The following is a 17,020-nucleotide window of genomic DNA, read 5'->3' as shown; positions in this document are numbered from 1 at the left end:
GCCATTGGGTACGCCCCTCGGGGGCATCACCGCCGCCAGGCCGGTACCCGGTCAGCCGCCCTGGACCGGATGGTCTTCGGGGGCGCCCCGGCGCCGCTGCGGCACACGGGTATTACTCTAGACTATGAGAGCGTCGCCGCACCACCACCCTCGCGCACGCGTCTGCGCCCCGCAATTCGACCATGGATGGGCCTTGCATCCCCCCGCCGCCTCACCGTTCCCGGTCGCCTGCTCCCGGTTGCCGCACGCCACGCCCCTTGCCTCCCTGCCCCGCCCCTTGTCCGGACCGTCAAAAAATTTCCAAGAAAGGGCTACCCATCCCCAAAGAGGGGTGTTATAAGCCGCGCCGTCCGACGGACATGGTGGCCAGCGCCGCCGCGTTCGTTCTGCTGGGGGATCGTCTAGCGGTAGGACTACGGACTCTGACTCCGTCAACCTTGGTTCGAATCCAAGTCCCCCAGCCAATTTCTTCCGCGACAGCTCCGCTTGCCTGAGCACCGGCGCCGATCCAGGCGCCATCGCGGCCCGTCCTGCTGGGGGATCGTCTAGCGGTAGGACTACGGACTCTGACTCCGTCAACCTTGGTTCGAATCCAAGTCCCCCAGCCAAACGGCCTTTAATCCGGTACTTTCAACAAATCCACGGCGCCGTCCGGCGTCGCGCGACGGCGTGCGGATGCCCAACCCACATTGCGGCCCTCCTGATTGCGGCCCTGCGGGGGATATGCCAGGCTATCCCCGCCAAGCCATTCTGGAAAGAGCCACGCCATGTCACACAGCGTCGTCGGCAAATGGGGGAAAAACCTCGCCATCCGCGTGCCCATGGACGTGGCGCGCGCCACCGGTCTGATCGATGGCGAGAAAGTGGACGTCGAGGTTCAAGACGGTGACCTGATCATCCGCCGCCAAGCTGCCCACATCCGCGCCCGGGACGATGCCGCCGCCGCCGCCGCCGAAATCATGGCTGAAAGCCGCCACCATTCCTTGGGGATCGCATCGATACGGGAACTGCTTGAAGAAGGCAGAAGGGGATGAGCATCGTCCTGGATGCCTCCATGGCCGTCGCCTGGCTCTTTGACGACGAACGGACGGCATCGGCACATACGGTCATGCTGCGCGTGGTGGCCGAAGGCGCCTTTGTTCCCACCCTTTGGCGGCTTGAGGTCGCCAATGTTCTGCGGAACGCCGTAAGGCGGGGCCGGTGTGATGAGGCGTATGTCGACCGGTCGCTCACCCGGCTGGGCCGCATGGCCATTCAGAGCGATGAAGAAACGGACAGCCAGGCATGGATCGCGACGCGGCGGCTGGCGCGGGAAGAGGATTTGACGCTGTATGACGCGGCTTATCTAGAACTGGCCCTGCGGCGGGGTATTCCATTGGCGTCGTGTGATGCCGCCTTGATCGTCGCCGCGAAGCGCCGCGGCCTTGAGGTCCTCTCGGCCTAACGCACCGTTGACAGCGCCCGGCCGTTCGTCGTTTCCTCAACCCCAGTGCGCATTGGGGCGCCACCTGTCCGCGGCAAGGGGGCCTGGCCTCCACCCATTCGGCTTCGTCCGTACCCCCCATATCCCTTCTTCCGGCCCTTTGCAGCGGACATCGGGCGTCTTTCGGAAGGAAGGTTCATGTCCCGCACTCTTTCCACCCGCACCACCGTCGACGGCCTGCGCCGCGAGGCCAAGCGCTGGCTGAAGGCCATGGGCGCCGGCGAGGCCGATGCCATCGCCCGCTTCCTCATCGTGTTCCCCGGGCATGCCACGGCGCCCAAGCTGCGCGAGGTGCAGCACGCGCTGGCGCGGGAGCATGGCTTCCCCACCTGGGCCGCCCTGACGCAGGAACTGGCGGACCGCACCCGCACCATGGAACAGCGCGTGCACCTGTTCCTGGAGAAGGCGGTCAACCGCTACGGCACCGACCCCGCCACGCGGAAGTGGGGCGATTATGAGCGCGACGGCGGCAACCGGGGGGCTGTCGCCGCCCGCCTGCTGGCGCGGCATCCCGAGATCGCGCGCGCCAACATCCATACCGCCGTGGTGGCGCATGACCTGGACGCGGTGCGCGGGTTTCTCGCCAAGGATCCGGGCCTGGTCCATGACCGCAGCGACTTCGACGGCTGGACACCGCTGGCCCATTTGGCCTATGCGCGCCTACCCCAGGGGAACGCCATCGGGGAGGCCGACGCGCTGGCCATGGCCACCCTGCTGCTGGACGTCGGCGCCGATCCGGACGCCGGCTGGTCGGACAGCCCCGAGTTCACGCCCCTGGTCGGGGTCATCGGCGACGGTGAGGGTGGGCAGGCGCCGCATCCACAGGCCGAGGCGTTCGCCCGCCTGCTGATCGATCGCGGCGCCGACCCGCTGGCCGCGCAGGCGCTGTACAACACTTCGCTGCGGGAGGATTCCACGGCCTGGCTGGAGTTCCTGTGGGCGCAATCGGCCAAGCGGGGGGAGACGGCCAAATGGACTGGCCCCGCGCCCCAAGCCCTGGGCGGGGAAAAATCCCGCAGCGCCGTCGCCTATCTGCTGGGCAACGCGGTGGCCAGCAACCACCTGCGCCGCGCGGAATGGCTGCTGGAGCATGGCGCCAGGGCAGACGATATCAACTTCTACTCCCGCCAGCCGGTCATGAAGCATGCCGTCATGGGTGGCCATGGCGCCATGGTGGACCTGCTGGTGCGGTACGGCGCGCCGCGTCCTGATTTGACCGAGGACGAGGTGTTCGTGGCCGCCGTCGCCACCGGCGATACCGCCACCCTGCGCCGGCTAGCCACGGCGCATCCGGAGTTCCTGCGGGCCATCGCCCCGGTGAAGGTCGCCCTCGATACCGGCCGCACCGACATGGTGGAGGTCCTGCTGGACCTGGGCCTGTCGCCCGACGTGGCCGACGACCACAATTGCCGCGCCCTGCATTTCGCCGCCCATGCCGGTGCGGTGGCGGTGGCGCGGCTACTGGTCGCCCGGGGCGCGGAGGTCGATCCCTTCGACGGGCGCTATGGCGGCAGCCCCCTCACCCACGCCGTCTATCACGAGCAATGGGAGATGGTGGATTTCCTGGCCGGGCACAGCCGTAATTTCCGGGGGCTATGCTTCGCCGGCAAGGTCGATCGGCTGCGGACGCTGCTGACCGAGGAGCCCGACCGCGCCAACCGGCAGGACCGGCCAGGCGAGCCCGCCCTGTTCTGCCTACCGGATAACCAGGAGACGGCGGTGGAGCTGGCGGAATTGCTGCTGTCCTTCGGCGCCGACCCCACCTTCCGTAATCCCCTGGGCCAGACGCCGGCCGAGGCCGCCCGCCGCCAGGGCCTGGATGACGCCGCCGATGTGATCGAGATGGCGGCGGAAGAATGGACCGCTCGCTAGAATGGTGCTCTCTTCCCGCTGGTGGTGGCAGCCGATGCGCCTTCCCGTTGTTGTCCTCTGCCTGGTCATGGCGATGCCCGCGGAGACAGTCGCCCGTCCGTCGCCCTGGCCGGGCGGCGCGCCCGAGGTCGACCCGGGGCAGGATTTCTTCCGCCACGCCAATGGCGGCTGGCTGGATGAGGTGGCCATACCGCCGGACCGCCCCGGCTATTCCACCGCCACCCAGCTGACCGAAACCGCCGAAGCCCGGGTGCACGAGCTGCTGGAGGGCGCCGCCCAGGCGGGGGCGTCGGCGGACGGCGAGACGGCGCAGGTGGGCGCCTACTATGCCGCCTTCATGGATGAGGCGCGGGTGCAATCGCTGGGCGGGCGCCCCCTGCGCCCAGACCTGATGCGGCTGCGCCTGGCCGCCACCCGCCCGGCGCTGGCGGAGGTGATGGGCCAGGCCAACGCCAGCTTGCACGGTTCGTGGTTCCAGCTGTCGGTGGATCGGGACAGCCGCGACGCCACGCGCCATGCCCTGTACCTGGGCCAGGGCGGGCTGGGTGGCCTGGACCGGGCCTTTTACATGGAGGCTGGCAACGCGCCCCGGCGCGAGGCCTATCGCGCCTACATCGCGCGGCTGCTGACCCTGGCGGAGTGGCCGCAGGCGGATTCGCGGGCCGAGGACGTCCTGGCGCTGGAAACGAAGATCGCCGCCGCCAGCTGGACCCCGGCGCAACAGCGGGACGAACGTGCCATCTACAACCCCATGGCGCCGGCGCAGCTGGCACGCATGGCGCCCGGCTTCCCCTGGACGGCGTATCTCGCGGCTGCCGGCCTGGCCGGCGTGGATCGCATCGTGGTGGTCGAGCGGACCGCCGTGCCGGTCCTGGCACACCTGTTCGCCGTCACGCCCCTGCCGGTGCTGCGCGCCTGGGCCGCCTTCCATCTGGTGGACAACGCGGCGCCGTTCCTGGCCAAGGAGTATGCCGACGCCTGGTTCGACCTGCATGGCCGTACGGTGGAGGGCAAGAAGGCACCGCCGCCCCGCTGGCGCCAGGCCTTGGCCCAGGTGTCGGGCGGCGGCTGGAAGGACATGGCCCACAGCCGGGGCGCCCTGGGCGACGCGGTGGGGCGGCTTTACACCGCGCGCTGGTTCGATCACGCGGCGCAGGCGACGCTGGCCGCGCTGGTCAACCGGATCAAGGCCACGGTGAAGGAGCGCATCGCCGCCTCCGCCTGGATGTCGGGGCAAGCCAAGGCCGAGGCGACGCGCAAGGTGGACGCCTACCGCGTCCTGATCGGCGCGCCGGCCACGGGCGACCGGTACGACGGTCTGGTCATGCGCAGGGACGACCTGTACGGCGATGTGGTGCGGGCCACGGCCTTCACCTGGGAGCAGGACCGGCGCCGGTTGGCACAGCCGGTGGACCCGCAGGCATGGGCCATCACACCGCAGACGGTGAACGCCTACAACGACGGCGCGGCCATGACGGTGGTGTTCACCGCCGCCCTGCTGCAGCCGCCCGCCTTTGACGCCAAGGCCGACCTCGCGGTCATTTACGGTGGCATCGGGGCCATCATCGGGCATGAGCTGACCCATGCCTTCGACGACCAGGGCCGCCTGTTCGACGCGGCCGGTCATGCCCGGGATTGGTGGACCAAGGCGGATACCGCCCGCTTCACGGCGCTGGCCGACCGCCTGGTCAGCCTTTACGGTGCCTGCCAGGTGGCGCCCGGACTGACAGTCAATGGCCGCCTGACCCTGGGGGAAAACCTGGCGGACGTGGGCGGCCTGCAGCTGGCCTTTGAGGCCTACCACGCCGCCCTGGCGGAGGGGGAGGCACCCGTGGTCAACGGCCTGACGGGTGACCAGCGCTTCTTCCTGGGGTTCGCGCAGCTGCGCCGGAGCAAGCGCCGGCCGGAAGCCTTGCGCAACGACGTCGCCAACGATCCCCACACCCCGGACGCCTGCCGCGTGAACCAGGCCGTGCGCAACCTCGACGGCTGGTACCAGGCCTTTGGCGTGGGGCCGGGCGCCCCCTTGTATCTGCGGCCGGAAGACAGGGTGCGGATCTGGTAGGCGCTCACAGCCGCGAGAAATCGAAGCGCGGGCGGAAGCCCAGCACGGTGGCGGCGCGGCCGGCGTCGTACACCCGGTCCAGCCGCGCCGGCAGCGGCCAGCCCCGGCGGTCGAACAGGGCCGCCACCCGGGGCAGGCGGGCGCGGATCAGGCCCGCCGCATCCGTCGCCAGCGCCCCGGCATCCTCCCGCCGGAAAGGCGTCAGGGCGGAGATGAGGAAGGTGCCGGGGACGGTGCCCGCCGCCGCGTGCACATGGGCCGCCGCCGCGTCGGCCATGCTGAGCCCCCGGTGCAGGCGATGGGCGGCACGCACCGGCGCGGCCTCGCGGAAACAGCGGGCGATGCGCAGGATCGCCAGGCCCCGGGCGAAGCGGGGACTGGCCTGCGCGCACAGATCCTCAGCCGCCCGCTTGGTCTCGTCATAGATGTCGCGCGGCCGAACGGGCGCCTGCTCATCCACCCAGACCAGGCCGCCCGGCGGCGGCACCAAGCTATGACCGTAGAGGGAGGTGGTGGAGGTGTAGACGACGCGCCCCACCCCGGCCTCGGCCGCCAGGCGCAGCAGCGTCGCCGTCGCCTGGACGTTCACCCGGTGGAAGTCGGCGTCCGGCAGCCGCCCCACCTGGGGCGCGTGCAGCGCCGCGACGTGGATGACGGCGTCCTGGCCCTCCACCGCCCGTGCCAGCACGTCGGCATCCGCCACGTCGGCCTGGATGTGTGTGGTGGCGCCCGCCCGGATGTCCAGCCCCGTCACCGCCCAACCGTGCGCCTGCCCCTGGCGCACGACGGCGGCGCCCAGCGGGCCGGAGGAACCTGTGACCAGGATGCGCATGGGCCCCTCACAGCAAAGCGGGGGACAGGTTTCCCCGTCCCCCGCTTTTACACCAATTGTGCCGGACGCGCTCAGCGCCGCCAGGCGATGACCGTCTGTTGCTGCGTGCCCAGCAGGTCGGAACCCAGGCGCATGACGTCGCCAGCCTTCAGGAACACCGGCTCCGGCTTCACGCCCATGCCCACGCCCGGCGGGGTGCCGGTGGTGATCAGGTCGCCCGGCTGCAGGGTGACGAAGCGGCTGATGTAGCTGACCAGCGTCGCCACGCCGAAGATCATGGTGCCGGTGTTGCCGGTCTGGCGGCGGGCGCCGTTCACGTCCAGCCACAGGTCGATGTTCTGCGGATCGGCGATCTCATCGGCCGTCACCAGCCAGGGGCCGACGGGGCCGAAGGTGTCGCAGCCCTTGCCCTTGTCCCAGGTGCCGCCCCGCTCGATCTGGTACTCACGCTCCGACACGTCGTTGACCAGGACATAGCCGGCGACGTGGCTGAGCGCGTCGGCCTCGTCGACATAGCGGGCGGTCTTGCCGATGACGATGCCCAGTTCCACCTCCCAATCGCTCTTCACGCTGTCCTGGGGCAGCATGACGTCGTCATTGGGGCCGTTCAGGCAGCTGATGGCCTTGGTGAACAGCACCGGCTCCTTGGGCAGGGGCAGGTTGGATTCGGCGGCATGGTCGGCGTAGTTCAGGCCCACGGCCAGGAACTTGGGCGTCCCGGTGTAGGGCACGCCCAGGCGCGGGCTGCCGGACACGACGGGCAGGCTGGCGATGTCCAGCGCCGCCAGGGCGGCCAAGCCCTCGGCCGACAGCTGGGCGGGGCCGATGTCGGCCACATGGCCCGAGAGGTCGCGGATCTGGCCGGCGGCATCCAGCAGGCCGGGTTTCTCCTGGCCCACCGGGCCGTAACGCAGCAGCTTCATGGGGAAAGTCCTGTCCCTGATTAGAAAGGCGCTCTGTTAGCGGTCGCAGTTTTCTTCCAATCTGACACCGCTGGCAATGCCGATCCTTTCATGGCGCCCCCCGCGTTACTGGCCGTTGCGGATATAATCCGCCAAACCCAGCGCCAGATGATCGTACAGCAGACGCACGCGCCGGCTGGACTTCAGGTCCGGATGCATGACCAACCAGGTATCGAGGTCGAAGCCCAGGGTGCCGGGCAGCAGGTGCACCAGGTCAGGATCGCGGCGCCCCAGCCCCACCTGGCAAATGCCGATGCCGAAACCGGCGCGGATGGCGGCCAGCTGGGCCACGTCGCTGTCGGCGCGGAAGGCGAAATGCTCACGGCCGAAATACCGCCCCCGGGCGCGCAGGCTGCGGATGACAGCCGTTTCGGTATCGAAACCGATCAGGCTGTGGTTGGCCAGATCGTCCCAGCTGGCCGGGGTGCCGTGCGTTTCCAGATAACGGCGGTGCGCGTGAAGCCCCAGCGCGATGACGCCCAGGTGCCGGGCCACCAGCGCCCCCTGCGTGGGGCGCACCATGCGGACGGCAATGTCGGCGTCGCGCCGCAGCAGGTCCTCCGTCTCGTTGGACAGGGACAGCTCAATCGCCACCTTGGGATGGTCGCGGCGAAAGGCGGCCAGAATGGGGGGCAGCACCTCCACCCCCACCACCACGCTGGCCGTGACGCGCACGCTGCCCGCCACCTCATCGGCCGGGCCCGACGCTGCGCGCAGCAGGGCGGCCGCGGCGGCGGCCATCACCTCGGCATGGGCGCGAAGCTCCAGTGCCGTTTCGGTCGGCGTCAGTCCCTGGGGGGAGCGGGTGAACAGGGTGGCGCCCAGCGCGCGCTCCAGCTCCTCCACATGGCGGCCCACGCTGGGCTGGGTCAGCCCCAGCGCGCGCCCCGCCGCCGACAGGCTGCCCTCGCGCAGCACCGCCAGGAAGGAGCGGTAGAGTTCCCAGCCGGGTTCCTGCTTAGTCATAAATTTATGTATATCTATTCAACGTCATTACGCAATTCCGTTTAACACCTCGACCCGTCACCTTCCCGGCATCGCAATGACGCCGACGGAGGAAAAGATGGCGAAGACGAACGGCAAGACGGTCCTGGTGGTCGGGGCCAAGGGTGGGGTGGGTGGTGCCGTGGCGGCCCGCTTGCTGGCCGATGGGTGGACGGTGAAGGCTCTGGCCAGGGGACGGGGCAGCCGCGCCGACCTGGCCACCGCCCAGTGGATCCAGGGCGACGCCATGAACGCCGCCGACGTGGCCCGGGCCGCCGCCGGCGCCGATGTCATCGTCCATGCCGTGAACCCGCCGGGCTACAAGGACTGGGACAAGCTGGTGCTGCCCATGATGGACAACACCATCGCCGCCGCCAAGGCCGTGGGCGCCCGCATCGTCCTGCCGGGCACGGTGTACAACTACGGCCCCGACGCCCAGCCCGACCTGACCGAGGAGTCGCCGCAGAACCCCGTCACGGTGAAGGGCGGCATCCGCGTGGCCATGGAGCGGCGGCTGCGCCAGGCATCGACCGAGGGTGCCCGCGTCCTGATCCTGCGCTGTGGCGACTTCTTCGGGCCCCACGCCGGCAACAACTGGTTCGGCCAGGGGCTGGTGAAACCGGGCAAGGCGGTGACCTCCATTTCCTACCCCGGGCCGCATGCGGTCGGCCACGCCTGGGCCTACCTGCCCGACGTGGCGGAAACGGTGGCCCGCCTGCTGGCGCGGGAAAGCGAGCTGGCCGCGTTCGAGACCTTCCACTTCGGCGGCCACTGGCTGGAGCGGGGCGTGGACATGGCCCGCGCCATCCAGCGCGTGGTGGTGGCACGGGGCGGAAGGCAGCCGACGATCACCACCTTCCCCTGGTGGCTGGTGACCCTGGCGTCGCCCTTCGTCACCATGTTCCGCGAGCTACGCGAGATGCGCTATCTGTGGCAGCGGCCGGTGCGGCTGGAGAACGCCAAGCTCAAGGCCTTCCTCGGGTCGGAACCGCACACGCCGCTGGACCAGGCGGTGGCCACCACGCTGACGGACGCGGGTTGCCTGCCGGCCTGACGCAGGGTCCGGGCTGGACAAACGTACCTGCTTCCACCATCAAATTTTTATTGGATACAAAATCCATGGGCAGGAGCAGGGAATGAAAAAGATGGCTGGAGCGAAATGGGCAACGGCGGCGCTGGCCGCCGTGCTGATGACCGGCGCAGCGACCCAAGGCTGGGCCGAGGACAAGAAGGACAAAGGCGGCGAGGACGGGTCCAAGGCGAACAAGATCGCGGAGCAGATTGACGCCGCCACCGCCCGCGCCCCCATTGCCGAAACGGCCAAGAGCAGCGCCCACAGCGTCACCATCCGTGGCAAGAGCATCCGCTACCAGGCGACCGCCGGCACCCTGACCATCCGGGACGACAACGGCAAGCCCACGGCCAGCGTGTTTTATGTCGCCTACACCGCCGAGGGCGCGCCGGCGACCAAGCGGCCCGTGACCTTCCTCTACAACGGCGGCCCAGGCTCGGCCAGCCTGTGGATGCACATGGGGCTGGGGCCGGTGCGCGTGCGCACCAGCGCGCCGGACAACACGCCGCCGGCGCCCTATGTCTATTCCGCCAATGAGGACAGCATCCTGGACAAGACCGACCTGGTCTTCATCGATGCCGTCGGCACCGGCTATTCCCGCCCGCTGGGCGACGCCAAGGACAAGGACTTCTGGGGCGTGGACCAGGACGTGGATGCCTTCGCCCGCGCCATCAACCGCTACGTCACCATCAACAACCGTTGGAACTCGCCCAAATTCCTGTTCGGCGAGTCCTACGGCACCACCCGCTCGTCCGCCCTGGCCAACCGGCTGCAGCAGGACGGCATGGACCTGAACGGCGTCGTGCTGCTGTCGTCCATCCTGAACTACGGCATCCGCCAGCCGGGCTTCGACAACATCTTCATCTCCTACCTGCCCAGCTACGCCGCCACCGCCTGGTACCACAACCGCATCGCCAACAAGCCCGCCGACCTGGCCGCCTTCCTGCAAAAGGTGCGGGACTACGCGCGCGGCCCCTACACCGTGGCGCTGGCCAAGGGCCAGGACATCACCCCGGAGGAAGAGGACGCTGTCGCCAAGCAGTTGTCGGCCTACACCGGCCTGCCGGTCCCCTTCCTGAAGCAGGCCAAGCTGCGCGTCAGCCTGCAGCGCTTCCGCAAGGAACTGCTGCGTGACGAGGCCAAGACGGTGGGCCGCCTGGACAGCCGCTTCCTGGGCGTGGACATCGATTCCGCCGGCGAGGGACCGGAGTACGACGCCTCCTCCAACGCGGTCACCAGCGCCTTCATCTCCAGCCAGCGCGCCTACATCAGCGGTGACCTGGGCTACAAGACCGACCTGGACTACCGCCGCAGCGCCGACGGCGCCATCGGCCAGTGGGACTGGCACCACAAGATCGAGAACCGGCGGATGGAAATGCCGGACGTGGCCCTGGACCTGGCGCAGGCCATGCGCCAGAACCCGCACCTGCAGCTGCTGTCGCTGAATGGCTGGTACGACATGGCCACCCCGTTCTTCGGCACCGAATACGACATCGGCCACATGCAGCTGGAACCGGCCCAGCGCCGAAACGTGACCTTCAAGTACTACCCCTCCGGCCACATGGTCTACCTGAATCCCGACGCCTTGAAGCAGATGGTGGCCGACCTGGACGCCTTCTACGACAAGGCGGCGCCGGCCGCGCCGTAAGGCTTCCCAAGAGGCGCCGGGACCAGCCAGCGGCATGGGAGCCATGCCGCTGGTAGCCCGCGACTGCGGGCGCCGGAGCGAGCACCGCAGGGCGCAGCGAGGAAGCCAAGCCAGCGGATGCTGGCGCCCGGCGCATGAGGGAACACTAAAATAAGGTCACGATGTCGCTCCCCAGCGCAATGGGCTGGACAGCGGGCTTGTCATCAAACATCAAACAATTTGATGACAACCCGCAACAGGGAGCTGGGGATGCGTAAGACGATCGTGGCGTTGACGGCGGTGCTGCTAACTTCCGTCGCCGTGGCCGGGTGGGCTGCAAATGGGCCGGACGACAAGAAGGACAAGGGCGGCGACGACGACACGCCCAAGGGCAAGGTGGCGGAACAGATCGAGGCGGCCACCGCCCGCGCACCCGTGACCGAGACGGCCAAGACCACGTCGCACACCGTCACCATCAAGGGCAAGAGCATCCGCTATCAGGCGACGGCCGGCACCCTGACCATCCGCGACAATGACGGCAAGCCCACGGCCAGCGTCTTCTACGTCGCCTACACGGCCGAGGGCGCGCCGGCGGCCAAGCGGCCGGTGACCTTCCTCTATAACGGCGGCCCCGGCTCGGCCAGCCTGTGGCTGCACATGGGCTCCTTCGGGCCCATCCGCGTGCGCACGGCCAGCCCGGACAGCAACGCCCCGGCGCCCTACAACTTCGCCGCCAACGACGACAGCCTGCTGGACAAGACCGATCTGGTGTTCATCGACGCCATCGGTACCGGCTATTCCCGCCCCCTGGGCGAGGCCAAGGGCAAGGACTTCTGGGGCGTGGACCAGGACGTGGACGGCTTCGCCCGCGCCATCAGCCGCTATGTCAGCCTCAACAACCGCTGGAACTCCCCCAAATTCCTGTTCGGGGAGTCCTACGGCACCACGCGGTCGGCGGCCCTGTCCAACCGGCTGCAGCAGGACGGCATGGACCTGAACGGCGTCATCCTGCTGTCGTCCATCCTGAATTACGGCATCCTGCAGCCGGGCTATGACGAGGGCTACATCGCCTTCCTGCCCAGCTACGCCGCCACCGCCTGGTACCACAACCGCATCCCCAACAAGCCGGCCGACCTGGCCGCCTTCGTGCAGCAGGCGCGTGTCTTCGCGCGCGGCCCCTATGCCGCCGCGCTGGCCAAGGGCCAGACCATATCGGCGGAGGAAGAGGATGCGGTGGCCAAGCAGCTGGCCACCTTCACCGGCCTGTCCGCGGAGTACCTGAAGCGGGCCAAGCTGCGCATCGACCTGTTCCGCTTTCAGAAGGAGCTGCTGCGCGACAAGCGGCAGACGGTGGGCCGCTTCGACAGCCGCTTCCTGGGCGTGGACACGGATGCCGCCGGCGAGGGACCGGAGTACGACCCGTCCGACAGCGCCATCAACAGCGCCTTCATCTCCAGCCTGCGCGCCTACCTGGCCGGCGACCTGGGCTATAAGACGGACCTGGAGTATCGCGCCGGGTCCGACGACGCCAACGAGCAGTGGGATTGGCACCACAAGGTGCCGAACGTCGGCAAGCTGGAGGTGCCGGACGTGGCCTTGGACCTCAGCCTGGCCATGCGCCAGAACCCGCACCTGCAACTGCTGTCGCTGAACGGCTATTACGACATGGCGACGCCGTTCTTCAACACGGAGTACGACATCAACCACATGGCACTGGAACCGGCGCAGCGGAAGAACGTGACGTTCAAGTACTATCCGTCCGGGCACATGATCTACCTGAACCCGGACGCCCTGAAGCAGCTGGTCGTCGACCTGGACGCCTTCTACGATAAGGCTACCTCGGGCGGCGCATAAGAGCGGACCGCTTTACCCTGGTCCAACAGGCACTTGCCCGGTGATGGGCTTGGCCCCATCTTCGGTCCATTCCGCCGCCGGCGTCCCCCGGGATGCCGGCGGCCAACAACGATGGGGTAAGCGATGCGCGCTGCCGTTCTGGCGTTGACCGTGATCCTGGGCACGACCTCTCTCACGGCGGCGGCCCCGCCCCCGCCGGCCACCAGCCCGGCCGCCCCCCTGATCGAGCGCGCCAAATTCTTCGGCAACCCCAGCCGCACCCAAGGCAAGCTGAGCCCCGACGGCAAGTGGCTGTCGTGGATCGCGCCGCGCGACGGCGTGCTGAACATCTGGGTGGCCCCCGCCAGCGACCCCACCAAGGCCAAAGCCCTGACAGCGGAGAAGACCCGCCCCATCCGCCAGCATTTCTGGTCCCCCGACGGTAAGATGATCCTGTTCGTCAACGACAAGGGCGGGGACGAGAATTTCGTGTTGTACGGCGTCAACGTCGCCACGGGCGAGCAGCGCACCCTGACGCCGCAGGAAAAGACGCGCGTCGACATCATCGGCACCAGCCATCACATCAAGGACCGCATCCTGGTTGGCCTGAACAACCGCGATCCCAAATGGTTCGACGTCTACAGCCTGGACTTGGCCAAGGGCAAACTGACCCTGGTGTTCAAGAACGAGGGCTATGCCGGCTTCGTCGCGGACGAGTCCCTGAAGCTGCGCCTGGCGGCCAAGTCGCGGCCCGACGGCGGAACCGACTTCTTCCGCGTGGCTGACAATAAGGTTGAAGCCCAGCCGCTGGGTGCGGTCGGGCTGGATGACAGCCTGACCACCAACCCCCTGGGCTATACCGAGGACGGCAAGACGCTGTACTGGATCGACAGCCGCGGCCGCGACACCGCCGCCCTGATCGCCCAGGACGCCGCCACCGGCGCCACACGGGTGGTGGGCCAGAGCGACAAGGCCGATGTGGGCGACATCCTGGCCGATCCCAAGACGGGGGTGGTCCAGGCCTATGGCGTCGATTACCTGCGCACGGAATGGACGGCGCTGGATCCCAAGATCGGCGCGGAGTTGGACTTCCTGAAGACCCAGCTGAAGGGCGATATACACGTCACCAGCCGCACCGACGACGACGGCGCCTGGACCGTGGTGGTAGATCCGGTCACGGCGCCGGCGGCGACATACCGCTTCGACCGCAAGGCCCATACCCTGACCAAGCTGTTCGTGAACCGGCCGGAGCTGGAGGGCGCCGACCTGGCCGCCATGCACCCGGTGGAGATCAAGGCGCGCGACGGTCTGACGCTGGTGTCCTACCTCACCCTGCCGGCGGGCGCCGACGGCAAGGGCGATGGGCATCCCGACCAGCCCCTGCCCATGGTGCTGTTCGTCCATGGCGGCCCCTGGGCGCGCGACGGTTACGGCTACAACGGCTATCACCAGTGGCTGGCCAACCGGGGCTATGCCGTGCTGTCGGTCAACTATCGCGGCTCCACCGGCTTCGGGAAGAACTTCATCACCGCCGGCAACCTGCAATGGGGCCGCAAGATGCATGACGACCTGATCGACGCCGTCGACTGGGCCGTCAAGCAGGGCATCACCACCAAGGACAAGGTGGCCATCATGGGCGGGTCCTACGGCGGCTATGCCACCCTGGCCGGCCTGACCTTCACCCCCGACGCCTTCGCCTGCGGCGTGGACATCGTCGGCCCCAGCAACCTGGCCACCCTGCTGAAGACCATCCCGCCCTATTGGGAGGCGGGCAAGCAGCAGTTCTACAAGCGCATGGGCGACCCGACGACGGAGGACGGCCGCCAGCTGCTGCACGACGCTTCCCCCCTGTTCAAGGCGGCGGATATCAAAAAGCCGCTGCTGATCGGCCAGGGCGCCAACGACCCCCGCGTCAACCAGGCGGAGTCGGACCAGATCGTGAAGGCGATGAAGGAGAAGAACATCCCCGTCACCTACATCCTGTTCCCCGACGAGGGCCACGGCTTCGCCCGGCCGGAGAACAGCATCGCCTTCAACGCCGCCGCCGAACAGTTCCTGGGCGCCTGCCTGGGCGGCCGGGCGGAGCCCTTCGGCGCCGCCTTCAAGGGCTCCAGCATCACCGTGCCCGACGGGGCGCAGTTCACGCCGGGGCTGCAGGCGGCGCTGGCGGCCAAATAGCGTGTAACGGAACAAGGGGAATGATGGGTATGACGGCGGGGCGGGCACGGGCACATCGGGTAGGCATGGCGGCGGCCCTGCTTCTTTTCCTGTCCCTGCCGGCCCTATCCCTGCTGGCGGCGGCGCAAACCGCCGCCGACACGCCGGCCGCCACCGACAGCCCACCCACCGTCACCATTACCGGAAACCGCTTCACCGTCGAGACGCTGACGCGGGCGACGGAAGGTTTCGTTCAGGACCACGGCCACCCCTCCCCTCGGTTGAACCAGCTGACCCGGTGGGAACGTCCCGTCTGTCCGCAGGCGATCAATGTGCCGGCCGACGTGGCCGCCTTCCTCACCACCCGCATCAAGACCGTGGCGGGCCAAGTGGGCGCGCCGACGCGGGACGGCTGCAAGCGTGATATCGAGATCATCTTCTCCGACGCGCCCCAGGCCGTGATGGACGCCGTCGCGGACAAACGCTCATTCCTGCTGGGCTATCACTTCGTCAACCAGACCAAAACCGTGAGCAAGGTCACCCAGGCCATCCAGGCATGGTACGTGACGGCCGTGCGCGACGGCGCCACCACGGTGGTGGACGATCCCTATTACGTCCCGGGCCCGAACGATCCCCTGAAAGACCAGTTCCACGGCAACGGCGGCAGCCGGCTTTCCCACGACATGACGAGCGTCTTCGACAATATCGTCGTCATCGTGGACACCACCAAGATCGAGGGGGAGACATTCGGCAGCCTGGCCGACTATCTGGCCATGCTGGTTCTGGCCCAGCCCGCCAGCGCCGTGGGCCAGTGCAACCCCCTGCCCAGCATCCTAAGCCTGTTCACCGACGCCTGCCCATCGGCACAACGGGTCCGGACACTGAGCCCGGCGGACAAGGCCTACCTGGAAGGGCTCTATTCCGTCGCCCCGGACGCGGTCGGCAGCCTGCAGCGCGCCACCATCGCCACCCACATGCTGGACAGCCTCAAGACCAGCGTCCTCGCCCCGGACGGCGGGACACCCGCGGCGAAATAATCCACGCCGATTCACCCCCGCATCCGGCGCATCCTTGAGCCAAACGAATTTGGCCTCGTCAGCGGGTTGACGCTGGATAGATGGCGATCGAGCTGAACGCACGACCGTCATGCGCGGGAACGGCCGTGATCTCGGGATAGCGCGTGGTTGCGGCGCGGATGCGCGCGATGGCTGTCTGTATTTCGGAGCGGTCTTCGCCAATCAGGAACCGCATCATCCAAGGCTTCTCCGCCGGCCGCGTCAGCCCTTCCATCTGCCAAACGAGGTCACCGACAAAGGCATAACGCTTGCCCGAGGGCAGGTTGACGAAGACGACGACCGAGTCCGGTGTATGGCCGGGTGCCGGCACGATCACAACCGAGCCGTCGCCGTAGACGTCGTGGCTGCTTGGGAAACCAAGATAGGGGCCGCCATCGAAGTGATAGGCCTGATAGGTAACCTCATGGAAGCTGTTGAGCACCTCGGTGCCCTCACCATGCGAGCCGATAAAGCGCTGGCCGGCATCGTCCACCAGTACGGGTATGCCGTGGAAATCATCCATGCCGCTGATGTGGTCCCAGTGTGCATGGGTTGGAATAATCGCGGTAATCGTGTCGGCAGGCCCCCTGGCCAACTGATCGATGATGGGCGTGCCAAGGTGATGAGGCGACTGTTGGAGCGAGGGGAGCAGTTTGAGTTGCTGCTCGACATTCCGCCCGAACCCGGTGTCGATCAGCAGGTTCCCCTTGGGATGCCGCACGAGGACGCCGCTCGCGGCGAATGCGCGCTTCTCGCTCCACGAACCGCCCCGAAATGCCAACGCCGCGGGGGTTTCGTATGTTCCTGTCGGCATCGCGCTGATCGACATGGCGGCCGGAGGTGTGGCTGGCGGCAGCGCCCCGACATCGACTTGCGGCACATCGAGCCGGACCGGTGCGAAAGTCCAGGCGAACCAGAGCAGCGCCCCCAAGAGCGGTATCGCGAGCCCGATCAGCGTGCTGTTGATCGGGCGGCGACGCATCCGCGCCAAGAGCGGGTTCCCGCCTTCGATAGCCTGGGCCATTGATCTGCCTTTCGTGTAACAATAACGTACATTATCGCCATAACGATAATGACG

Annotated in this window: 13 protein-coding genes and 2 tRNA genes; 11 read left to right on the top strand and 4 right to left on the bottom strand. The window is 68.1% G+C overall.

The annotated features are described in order from the left end of the window. Positions 1–390 precede the first annotated feature (390 nt). The 6 genes from Y958_RS04590 to Y958_RS04565 all read left to right on the top strand — a co-directional run bounded on the left by Y958_RS04590 (position 391) and on the right by Y958_RS04565 (position 5,420). A tRNA-Gln gene (locus tag Y958_RS04590) sits at positions 391–464 on the top strand. Between the two features lie 70 nt (positions 465–534). Next, a tRNA-Gln gene (locus Y958_RS04585) sits at positions 535–608 on the top strand. A gap of 159 nt (positions 609–767) precedes the next feature. Continuing rightward, on the top strand, positions 768–1,034 hold the full coding sequence (locus Y958_RS04580; RefSeq protein ID WP_088871073.1) for an AbrB/MazE/SpoVT family DNA-binding domain-containing protein: 267 nt from the start codon (positions 768–770) through the stop codon (positions 1,032–1,034). Beyond that, entirely contained in the window at positions 1,031–1,444 is a 414-nt protein-coding gene (locus Y958_RS04575) for a type II toxin-antitoxin system VapC family toxin (RefSeq protein WP_088871072.1), read from the top strand. The genes Y958_RS04580 and Y958_RS04575 overlap by 4 nt, the downstream gene beginning before the upstream one ends. Before the next feature lie 177 nt (positions 1,445–1,621). Then, the gene (locus Y958_RS04570) at positions 1,622–3,355 is read left to right on the top strand and encodes an ankyrin repeat domain-containing protein (RefSeq protein ID WP_088871071.1); all 1,734 of its coding nucleotides are present in this window, start codon (positions 1,622–1,624) and stop codon (positions 3,353–3,355) included. Between the two features lie 34 nt (positions 3,356–3,389). Further along, a complete protein-coding gene (locus Y958_RS04565; RefSeq protein WP_186291260.1) occupies positions 3,390–5,420 on the top strand; it encodes a M13 family metallopeptidase in 2,031 nt (676 codons plus the stop codon). Between the two features lie 4 nt (positions 5,421–5,424). Here Y958_RS04565 and Y958_RS04560 read toward each other — a convergent pair whose 3' ends face one another. The 3 genes from Y958_RS04560 to Y958_RS04550 form a co-directional block, all read right to left on the bottom strand. Then, positions 5,425–6,252 (bottom strand): NAD-dependent epimerase/dehydratase family protein, encoded by an 828-nt coding sequence (locus Y958_RS04560; protein WP_088871069.1) that lies wholly within the window; start codon positions 6,250–6,252, stop codon positions 5,425–5,427. A gap of 71 nt (positions 6,253–6,323) precedes the next feature. Beyond that, a complete protein-coding gene (locus tag Y958_RS04555; protein WP_088871068.1) occupies positions 6,324–7,175 on the bottom strand; it encodes a 2,4-didehydro-3-deoxy-L-rhamnonate hydrolase in 852 nt (283 codons plus the stop codon). A 105-nt stretch (positions 7,176–7,280) separates the two neighbouring features. Further along, complete coding sequence (locus Y958_RS04550; protein ID WP_088871067.1) at positions 7,281–8,180, bottom strand: LysR family transcriptional regulator; 900 nt, start codon at positions 8,178–8,180, stop codon at positions 7,281–7,283. Between the two features lie 97 nt (positions 8,181–8,277). On the opposite strand from Y958_RS04550, the gene Y958_RS04545 reads away from it, so the two are divergent. The 5 genes from Y958_RS04545 (at position 8,278) to Y958_RS04525 (ending at position 15,924) form a co-directional block, all read left to right on the top strand. After that, the gene (locus Y958_RS04545; protein ID WP_088871066.1) at positions 8,278–9,252 is read left to right on the top strand and encodes an NAD-dependent epimerase/dehydratase family protein; all 975 of its coding nucleotides are present in this window, start codon (positions 8,278–8,280) and stop codon (positions 9,250–9,252) included. An 82-nt stretch (positions 9,253–9,334) separates the two neighbouring features. Next, positions 9,335–10,918 carry a S10 family peptidase gene (locus Y958_RS04540; protein ID WP_088871065.1) on the top strand — a complete coding sequence of 528 codons (1,584 nt, stop codon included), beginning with the start codon at positions 9,335–9,337 and terminating at the stop codon, positions 10,916–10,918. Positions 10,919–11,167: 249 nt separating this feature from the next. Continuing rightward, positions 11,168–12,751 carry a S10 family peptidase gene (locus tag Y958_RS04535; RefSeq protein WP_088871064.1) on the top strand — a complete coding sequence of 528 codons (1,584 nt, stop codon included), beginning with the start codon at positions 11,168–11,170 and terminating at the stop codon, positions 12,749–12,751. Positions 12,752–12,874: 123 nt separating this feature from the next. Beyond that, on the top strand, positions 12,875–14,908 hold the full coding sequence (locus Y958_RS04530) for a S9 family peptidase (RefSeq protein ID WP_088871063.1): 2,034 nt from the start codon (positions 12,875–12,877) through the stop codon (positions 14,906–14,908). Positions 14,909–14,928: 20 nt separating this feature from the next. Further along, positions 14,929–15,924 carry a hypothetical protein gene (locus Y958_RS04525; protein WP_145727942.1) on the top strand — a complete coding sequence of 332 codons (996 nt, stop codon included), beginning with the start codon at positions 14,929–14,931 and terminating at the stop codon, positions 15,922–15,924. A gap of 58 nt (positions 15,925–15,982) precedes the next feature. On the opposite strand, the gene Y958_RS04520 is transcribed toward Y958_RS04525, so the two are convergent. After that, positions 15,983–16,966 (bottom strand): MBL fold metallo-hydrolase, encoded by a 984-nt coding sequence (locus Y958_RS04520; RefSeq protein WP_088871061.1) that lies wholly within the window; start codon positions 16,964–16,966, stop codon positions 15,983–15,985. Positions 16,967–17,020 lie beyond the last annotated feature (54 nt).

Source organism: Nitrospirillum viridazoti CBAmc, from assembly GCF_000730165.1.
GTDB classification, from domain to species: Bacteria; Pseudomonadota; Alphaproteobacteria; order Azospirillales; family Azospirillaceae; genus Nitrospirillum; species Nitrospirillum viridazoti.
Note: the sequence above shows the minus strand (reverse complement) of the source record. Positions and strands in the feature narration are given on the sequence as shown.